Genomic DNA, 3,973 nt, shown 5'->3' with positions numbered 1-3,973 from the left:
GTGTCGGGTGATACCGACGAAACAGTGACATCATGTCCGGTTGGGTGAGGATCCGGTTGACCTGAGGCATATCCGGGTCTTCGTGGTAGTCGTCGATGAGTTTTTCAAGTCGTTGAAACACGCGCCCGATGCCCTGTGCAGTTGTAATCATATGACCAAGGAGCCCGTCATAGAACCGCCGGTAGGGCAAAAGACCTTCACGATGCAGGTAGATCGCAATGAACCGGGTAAAAGCCCCATTGTGGAGCGCCTGAATCATCTCGGCAAACAGCAGGCAGTAGGCCCAGTCTTCGTATGGCATGGTCCACGTTCCGAATACCAGTTCCACAACCTCTCTTTCAAAACCTGCATCGGTCAGTCGAATGGGCTTAAACCGGGTCTGCAGGCCATACCGTTCGCGCATGTCGGGCTGGCTCAAGGGCGCATTGGGCAAAAGGGCCAGTTCGAACACCCGGATGTCGTCATGCATGCCGATTTCGAGCAGCCGGCCGATGCCCTCCACAAAGGATTCCCGGGTTTCCTGGGGCAGTCCCAGGATCAGCTCCGTGTAGGTGGGGATATGGTGACGCTGATAGCGGTTTTTCAGGTCGGCATACACGCCGATGTCGACATGGGGCCGCGCCACCGCCTCCAGCACATCCACGTCCACGCTTTGCATCGACAGGGTCGTTCCCCAGAGCATGTCGTTTTCGAACAACAACCGGCTGATGGCAAAGACCGTCTCATTGGAGGTCTTGGCGAACTGAATCCGGACGCGCTTGGGAAACCCGGTTCGACGGCGCGCCGCGACCAACAGCCGGGCGATCTCCAGATCCCGTTTGAACAATCCGAAGTTGGAGTCGGTGATGTAGATGTCGGCGACGCCCTTGTCGGCCATGGTGTCGATTTCTTCTGCGACCCGTTCCATCGCATGCAGACGGACCTTATTTTTGGTGCGCACGCCCCAGTCGCAGAAACAGCAGGCAAACGGACATCCCCGGTTGGTCTCCCACAGCGCGATTCGGTTGCCGTGTTCCTCCCCCAGGTAGGCATCCAGGCTGCCGTTGAGGTATGGACTGGGCACGGGCAGGTCTTTGCCCAGCCGGGTCCCCATGGGCGTGGTGACCGTGCTGCCGTTTCGGTTGAACGATATTCCCTCAAGGCGTCCGAAATCGGGATTCTCTTCGAGCATTTCCGCCAGCAGGCGGGCAAAGGGGATCTCCCCTTCCCCGTGGACCAGGACGTCCACATGGGGAAATCGCGAGAAAAAGTCACCGGACCGATCGGGGACATGGGGCCCGCCGCAAACCACCAGGCAATGCGGATAATTGGCTTTCACCCGGCGGGCGATGGCCATCTGCTGGTTGTGGTTCCAGACATAGCAGGAGAGGCACAACAGGTCGGGATCGTCGATGGCCGCCGCCGCATCATCCACCGGCTGCGGTGTGGTCAACGGCGGATGCCAGCGGTAGGCCGCAGCGATCAGGGGATCTCGCCGGGCGTAGCTTTTCAAAAAACCGAAGGCGTAGGGAACAAATGAAATCATGTTGAAACTGAGGAAATAGATCGATTTCATCTGGGATTCTCACTATTGCGCTAGTTAAAAAAGCCGATCGACATGCTGCGGCTGTTTTCCGGATTGGGGAACAGCACCTCAACCGTCCGGTTTTGTTGATCGACGCTCACGCTGTATTGGTTGACGCTGGAGTACCACACGCCGATGACGTTTCCTTCAGGGTCAAGGATTTGAAAGCCAGCGGGGTAGTAACGGTGTTTGCCGTACATGTTCCCGGCCATCCGCCTGAGCCGGTCCGGTTCGGGCGCAAAGGGAATCCAATATCGCGATGGCACCGTGTAACTGCGGTCGATGCCGATGATGGCGTAGGGCATATCGTCTCGGCCCGCATAAAAATAGTGGTAGTCGGGTTGGTGATCTCCCTGGCGAAAGGCGAGATCGACTTCGGCACTTTTGGTGAACCGGCCGTAATCTCTGGCACATCCGGCAGTCATCAGCAAAACGCCAAGAACGACAAAAATCATGACTGCACTGCTGTGAAAGCGCACATTGTTGGGTGAATGTATTGCCATGTTGACCTCCTCGGACCAAATATCAAACCAACTGTTTCTCCTAAAACATAGACACGAACGGCCGTTAGACAACAATTTCGGCCTGAAAATCATCACCATCGCCACAACGGATTCCATGCAATGGCCGGGTCAAGCATCCATTCGAGCACACCGCTTCTGATCGCGGATATCGGTTCCGTCTACAACTGACGTTCAGGCGCAATTTTCATCAACCACGCCTTGAAGCGGCGCCAACCGCCGGTCAGGGGCTCCTTGGTTTCGACAACGGGCTGGTCGTCGATCCGGCAGTGCCATTCAAGCCGGCCCTGGTCGTCAATGCGCACCCGATAGGTCAAGGTTGCCAACCCCTCGGCCAAATCTTGGGTCATTTCGTTGACCATCGGCTCGGCCTCGATCAGCAGGCCCATCTCGGCGTTGAGTTCGATCGACCGGGGGTCCAGGTTAAGCGAACCGACAAACAGCTTCCTGCGGTCGATGACAAACAGCTTGGAGTGCAGTGTCAGTGTTTCCGGACCGTCCTGGTCCAGGTTCAATTGGCGGGCCGCATTGGCACGGGCTTCGTAAAGCTCGGCACCGGCCTCGATCACATCCCGGCGGTAGCGCGCATAGGCCGAATGCACCGGCACATGATTGGTGGATGCCAGTGAATTGGTGAGAATCATGACCCGCACCCCCTTGGCGACAAGGTCTCTAAGCAACTGCACGCCCCGGTCGCCCGGCACATAGTAGGGTGAGATCAACAGAATCTCCTTTTCGGCACTCAGAATGACCTCGCGCAGCTCCATGGCCAGGCGCATGTGTGTCGCGTTGATCTGGTTGATCAGTTTGTCTGGACTGTCGGCAAGCAGACGCACCTGCCCTGAAAACAGCGGCTGCCGTTCCGACATGAGATCTTTCAGCAGCTGGCTGTCGAGCGCCTTTTCGTAGACGGTGTCGTAAACGGCATCGAGGTCTTCTTGTATTTCAGCGCGAACCGTTTCCAGATCTTCTTTTTTCGGGTCCTCGATGAACTGGTCGATGGGCACCGCCCGCGAGTGGTTCCAGTATTCGTCGAAGGACGCCGATATGTCGACGGCGATCGGCCCCACGGCCAGAATATCGAAATCGACGAACACTGAATCGGTTTTGAGTTGGAAATACTCGTCGGCGATATTGCGGCCGCCGACGATGCTGATCGAATTGTCCACGGTGAAGGATTTGTTGTGCATGCGCCGGTTGGCCCGGTTGAACTGAGCGATAAAATTCAACGCATATATGCCGCGCCGGGAAACGGGATTGAAGATGCGGATGTCGATGTTGGGGTGCTGGTTGATCAGCAGAAAGCTGTCATCGGGAACGGTGGTAAACACGTCATCCAGCAGAAACCGGACCCGCACGCCCCGATCGGCGGCCTTGAGCAGCGCGTTGGCCATCACCGCGCCGGCGGTGTCGTTTTTGATTAAAAAATACTGCAGGTCGATACTTTTTTGCGCTGTTTCAGCCAGGTGGAGCCTCATGCCCAAGGCATCCATGCCCTGATCCAGGGGATAGAACCCGGACCCCCCACGGGCATGGGCGGCAACCGTCGCCGCATATTCACCCAGGGCGGTGTCGTTGTAGTCTGAAATCGCTGTGCTGTAAGATTTGGGCTGCTCGAAGGATACCGTGGCACAGCCGGCAACGAGGCCGCTGAAGGCCAATAATACCGAAATCTTGAAAAAGGTGCGGGTCGTCATCCGATTAATCTCCTGTGTCGGCGGAATGCCTGAATGGCCTCACGCATGAACGGTTGTCGGCAGATGGCGTCAGGATGGGGGCGATGGCGTCAAGCGGCACACCATCACGGATCGTTTCGCCCGAGGCGTTGGATGGTCGCAGAATACCACATCGATGCGGGCATGCGTAGACCAAAAAAAGGGCTTACCGC

The 3,973-nt window shown here is 57.1% G+C and carries 3 protein-coding genes; all 3 read right to left on the bottom strand.

Translation table 11 applies throughout. The features are described from left to right. On the bottom strand, positions 1-1,555 hold a 1,555-nt coding region (locus tag ABYV26_RS22460), incomplete at its 3' end, for a radical SAM protein (RefSeq protein WP_372683591.1). 20 nt (positions 1,556-1,575) lie between these two features. Beyond that, positions 1,576-2,067: a hypothetical protein gene (locus tag ABYV26_RS22455; RefSeq protein WP_372683590.1), complete on the bottom strand. Its 492-nt coding sequence runs from the start codon at positions 2,065-2,067 to the stop codon at positions 1,576-1,578. 179 nt (positions 2,068-2,246) lie between these two features. Beyond that, entirely contained in the window at positions 2,247-3,782 is a 1,536-nt protein-coding gene (locus tag ABYV26_RS22450) for a phospholipase D family protein (RefSeq protein WP_372683589.1), read from the bottom strand. Between the last annotated feature and the right edge of the window lie 191 nt (positions 3,783-3,973).

It is taken from the genome of Desulfosarcina sp., from assembly GCF_041551955.1.
Lineage (GTDB): Bacteria > Desulfobacterota > Desulfobacteria > Desulfobacterales > Desulfosarcinaceae > Desulfosarcina.
Note: the sequence above shows the minus strand (reverse complement) of the source record. Positions and strands in the feature narration are given on the sequence as shown.

What these genes read in the sequence shown, in the direction of transcription:
- ABYV26_RS22455 (WP_372683590.1), bottom strand. Translation starts at nt 2,067, where the DNA reads ATGGCAATACATTCACCCAACAATGTGCGCTTTCACAGCAGTGCAGTC.
- ABYV26_RS22450 (WP_372683589.1), bottom strand. Translation starts at nt 3,782, where the DNA reads ATGACGACCCGCACCTTTTTCAAGATTTCGGTATTATTGGCCTTCAGC.